Origin of the sequence: Aquabacterium sp. UBA2148 (assembly GCF_002328915.1) — a bacterium.
GTDB lineage: Bacteria > Pseudomonadota > Gammaproteobacteria > Burkholderiales > Burkholderiaceae_C > Aquabacterium > Aquabacterium parvum.
The window spans coordinates 1-4,550 of record NZ_DCXA01000156.1; the positions used below are offsets into that span (position 1 = coordinate 1).

At 67.0% G+C, this 4,550-nt stretch carries 5 protein-coding genes and 1 tRNA gene (1 of these 6 running past the window's edge); all 6 read left to right on the forward strand.

What is annotated here, in order from left to right; translation table 11 throughout:
- On the forward strand, positions 1-644 hold a 644-nt coding region (locus B2W70_RS08485; RefSeq protein WP_286744756.1), incomplete at its 5' end, for a ribonuclease E/G.
- 153 nt (positions 645-797) lie between these two features.
- Complete coding sequence (gene tolB, locus B2W70_RS08490) at positions 798-2,132, forward strand: Tol-Pal system beta propeller repeat protein TolB (protein ID WP_414631038.1); 1,335 nt, start codon at positions 798-800, stop codon at positions 2,130-2,132.
- 23 nt (positions 2,133-2,155) lie between these two features.
- A complete protein-coding gene (gene pal / locus B2W70_RS08495; protein ID WP_286744774.1) occupies positions 2,156-2,716 on the forward strand; it encodes a peptidoglycan-associated lipoprotein Pal in 561 nt (186 codons plus the stop codon).
- Complete coding sequence (gene ybgF, locus B2W70_RS08500) at positions 2,716-3,549, forward strand: tol-pal system protein YbgF (RefSeq protein WP_286744777.1); 834 nt, start codon at positions 2,716-2,718, stop codon at positions 3,547-3,549. The genes pal and ybgF overlap by 1 nt, the downstream gene beginning before the upstream one ends.
- A gap of 76 nt (positions 3,550-3,625) precedes the next feature.
- Entirely contained in the window at positions 3,626-4,450 is an 825-nt protein-coding gene (locus B2W70_RS08505) for a tRNA threonylcarbamoyladenosine dehydratase (RefSeq protein ID WP_286744778.1), read from the forward strand.
- A gap of 59 nt (positions 4,451-4,509) precedes the next feature.
- Positions 4,510-4,550: transfer RNA gene (locus B2W70_RS08510), tRNA-OTHER, on the forward strand; it runs 104 nt beyond the window's last position.

Below are 4,550 nucleotides of genomic sequence, written 5' to 3' on the forward strand. Positions count from 1 at the left end.
TCGAGCGCGCGCTGGCCCGCCGCGTCGAGCTCAAGTCCGGCCGCTACCTCATCGTCGACCAGACCGAGGCGCTGACCACCGTCGACGTCAACACCGGTGGCTACGTGGGCGCGCGCAACTTCGACGACACCATCTTCAAGACCAACCTGGAGGCTGCGCAAGCCATCGCTCGGCAACTGCGTTTGCGCAACCTCGGCGGCATCATCATCATCGACTTCATCGACATGCTGCGCGAGGACCACCGCGACAACGTGCTGGCCGAGTTCCGCAAGCAGCTCGGGCGCGACCGCACCAAGGTCACGGTCAGCGGGTTCTCGCCGCTGGGCCTGGTCGAGATGACGCGCAAACGCACCCGCGAGTCGCTGGCCCACATGCTGTGCGAGCCTTGCCCGACCTGCGAAGGCAGGGGGCAGGTCAAGACCGCGCGCACCGTCTGCTACAACATCCTGCGCGAGATCTTGCGCGAGGCCCGGCAGTTCAACCCCAAGGAGTTCCGTGTTGTGGCCAGCGCCGCCGTGGTGGAGATGCTGCTCGACGAAGAGAGCGCCCACCTGGCGGGTCTGAGTGACTTCATCGGCAAGCCCGTGTCGTTGCGCACCGAGCCCTCGATGTCGCCTGAGCAGTACGACATCGTGCTGCTTTGACGTCTGCCTCGGCTGCCTGGCTTTACAGAAGTTGACCCGAAACGCGTCGGCTCACCAGGCCAGCCAAGCGAAGATGCCGCCAAGCCACGGCACAATCGGGGGTGCTCCATCTCTGTGATCCCCAGGATCCGCTCCGCTGTTTTGATTCGCCCCATGACCATTTCCGATTCGCCTGATTCGCCAGATTCACGACGTTCGGCCTGTCTGCGTCTGCTCGGGGGCTCGGCCCTGCTGGCCATGGGTGCCGGCGCACCAGTGGCCTCGGCCCTGGCTCAGTTTCGCGTCGAGATCTCCGGCGTCGGCGCCACCCAGGTCCCGATCGCCATCGCCCGCTTCCGCGACGAGGGGCGTTGCCCCGTTGCCCTGTCCGCCGTGATCCAGGCCGACCTTGAACGCAGCGGGCTGTTCAAGGCCACGGACGCTGGGTCCACCCAGCTTGACGACGCCAGCAAGCCAGTCCTGTCGGACTGGAAGGGGCGTGGTGTCGATGCCCTGGTGGCGGGCTCTGTTGCCCAGTTGGCCGATGGTCGCTGGGATGTGCGTTACCGCCTCTGGGACGCGCTCAAGGGCAAGGACCTGGGGGGCCTGTCGCAGGCCGTGCACCCTGGTGACCTGCGCCTGATGGCCCACCGCATCGCCGACGACATCTTCGAGAAACTCACCGGTGACCGCGGCGCCTTTGCCACCCGCATCGCCTATGTCAGCAAGGTGGGCAAGCAGCATCAGCTCATCGTGGCCGATGCCGACGGCGAGGGGGCGCAGGTGCCGCTGGCCAGCAGCCAACCCATCATCTCGCCGGCCTGGTCGCCCGATGGCCGCAACCTGGCCTATGTTTCGTTCGAGACCGGCAAGCCCGTGGTCATCGTGCACGATGTGGCCTCGGGCCGCCGCCGCGTGGTGGCCGGCTTCAAAGGCAGCAACAGCGCGCCGGCCTGGTCGCCCGATGGCCGCCAGCTCGCTGTCACGCTCAGCCGCGATGGCGGCTCGCAGATCCACATCCTCGACGTCGACGGGGGCAGCACAAGGCGCCTGACGCAAAGCAGCGCCATCGACACCGAGGCGACCTGGTCGCCTGACGGCGCCACGCTCTACTTCGTCAGCGACCGCGGCGGCAGCCCCCAGGTCTACCGTGTGCCGGTGGCCGGTGGCAGCGCTCAGCGCGTCACCTTCTCGGGTGCGTACAACATCAGCCCGGCCATCAGCCCTGATGGGCGCTGGCTGGCCTACGTGGGCCAGGTCGAGCGCGGCTACAAGGTCCACGTGATGGACCTCTCCAGCGGCCAGGTCAAGGCCATCACCGAGACCCGCGACGACGAAAGCCCCGGCTTCGCGCCCAACAGCAGGCAACTGATTTACGCCACCCGGCTGCAAGGCCGGGAAGTCCTCATGACCAGCACGCTCGATGGCCGCATCAAGGCCAAGCTGACCACCCAGGTCGCCGATGTGCGCGAGCCGGTCTGGGGGCCTTACCTCACCCAACGACGCTGACCTCGTCTTTCCAGGAGAAACCCATGCAACACACCGCTCGCCCCTTCCTCTCTCGCTTCGCCCTGCTGGGCACCGCCCTCGCCGCTGCAGCCTTGCTCGGCGCCTGCGGCTCCAACGTCAAGCTCGACGAAAACGCCGGCAAGGCAGCACCCATCGAAGACGCCAGCAAGGGCCTGAACGATGGTCGTGGCACCGCCGCCAGCAACATCACCCCGGTGGTGGTCGACCCGACTGCCAACGACGCTGCTTTCGGCAACCTGCCCAAGGTCGTCTACTTCGATTTCGACAGCTTCATCGTCAAGGACGAGTTCCGTGACGGCATCGCCGGCCACGCCAAGCGCCTGAACGCCAACAAGGCCAAGAAGATCATCGTCGAAGGCCACACCGACGAGCGCGGTGGCCGCGAGTACAACCTGGCCCTGGGCCAAAAGCGCGCCGAGGCCGTTCAGAAGTCCCTGACCCTGCTGGGCGTGTCGGCCGACCAGGTCGAGGCCGTGAGCTTCGGCGAAGAGCGCCCTGCCGCCCAAGGTGGCACCGAAGAGGCGTGGGCCCAGAACCGTCGCGCTGAAATCAAGGACCGTTGATGAACTTCGCGCCCCTCACCATCCGCATGGGGCGCTGGCGCGGCCTGGCCCTGTGCCAGGCTGTTTGCCTGGCTGCCTTGATCGCGCCCCTGACGTCGCACGCGGGCATCTTCGATGACGACGAAGCTCGCCGTGCCATCCTGGAAATGCGCCAGCAGCGCAAGCAGGATGCGGAGTCAGCCGACGCCCGCTTGCAGGCCTTGTCCGCCCAAGTGGAGCAACTGCGCCGCAGCCTGCTCGACATGAATGCCCAGATCGAGCTGTTGCGTGGCGAAGTGGCCAGCCAGCGAGGCAGCGTCGAGGTGCTGCAGCGCGACGCCTCCGAGTTGCAGCGCAAGCAGAAAGACGCCCAGTCCGCTTTCGACGAGCGCGTGCGCAAGCTCGAGCCTCAATCGATGACGGTCGACGGCAAGACCTTCCTGGCCGACGCCGACGAAAAACGCGCCTTCGATGACGCCATCGCGCGCCTCCGTGCCGCCGACTTTGCTGGTGGCGCCGCAGCCCTCAATGCATTCCTCAAGCGCTACCCCCAAACCGGGTACGCCGAGTCTGCCCAGTATTGGCTGGGCAATGCCCACTACGGCCTGCGTGACCACAAGGAAGCCATCAAGGCTTTCCGTGCTTTGGTGGAGCGCGCCCCGGATCACCTGCGTGCCCCCGAGGCCATGCTCTCCATCGCCAACTGCCAGTCCGAGCTCAAAGACAACGAGGCGGCTCGTCGCACGCTTGAGCAACTCGTTCGTCAGCATCCGCAGACCGAGGCCGCGCAGGCCGCGCGCGATCGCCTGCTGCTGCTCGCGCCCCCCAAGGCGCCTGCGCGCAAGGGCAAATGAGCGCGTTGTGGAGCCAGGCTGCCGGCGTGAAGGACGTCGCCCTGCCGCAACGGCCGATAACGGCCCCGGGTGACGCATGACCAACAAAACCCAGGCCGAGCTGCTTGCCCAGGCCAGTCGCCCTGATCCGGATCGACGCTTTGGCGGGCTGCGTCGATTGCACGGCCCGGCAGGCTACGAGCGCTTGCGCGGTGCGCGCATCGCGGTCGTGGGCGTCGGTGGCGTGGGCTCGTGGACGGCCGAGGCCCTGGCGCGCAGCGGCGTGGCCGAGCTCACCTTGATCGACCTCGATCAAGTGGCCGAGTCCAACATCAACCGCCAGGTGCACGCCTTGGAGGACACGCTGGGGCAGGCCAAGGTGCACGCCTTGCGCGACCGCATTGCCCGGATCCACCCAGATTGCGTGGTGCAAGCGGTCGAGGAGTTCATCGACGAGGACAACGTTTCGCAGCTGCTGCAGGCCGACCGGCTCGACGGCGTCATCGACTGTTGCGATCAGGTGCGAGCCAAGGCCGCCATCGCAGCTTGGGCGATTGCGCACCGCTGCGCCATGGTGTGCGTGGGGGCCGCGGGGGGCAAGGTGCAGCCGCAGCAGGTGGAGGTGGCCGATCTGGCCGATGTCACGCACGACCCCTTGCTGGCCAGCCTGCGTCAGCGCCTGAGGCAGCGGCACGGCGCGGCGCGCAAGGGGCGCATGGGCGTGACGTGCGTGTTCTCGCGTGAAGCTGTGCGCCCTCCACAAGACCGCTGCGAGCTCGGCGACGTCGATGCGGCCGGGGCCGTGGATGGCTCGCTGAACTGTGCAGGCTATGGCTCCAGCGTCACCGTGACAGCCACCTTTGGCATGGTGGCTGCGGCGCTGCTGATTGATCGAGTCGTGGCTGCAACGCCGCAGCGTTGAGTTCGCTGCCCGGCTGGACTTGAGGTGAAAACCTGGGCTACAATCGCAGGCTTTGCTGGGGGTCGGTAGCTCAGTCGGTAGAGCAGCGGACTTTTAATCC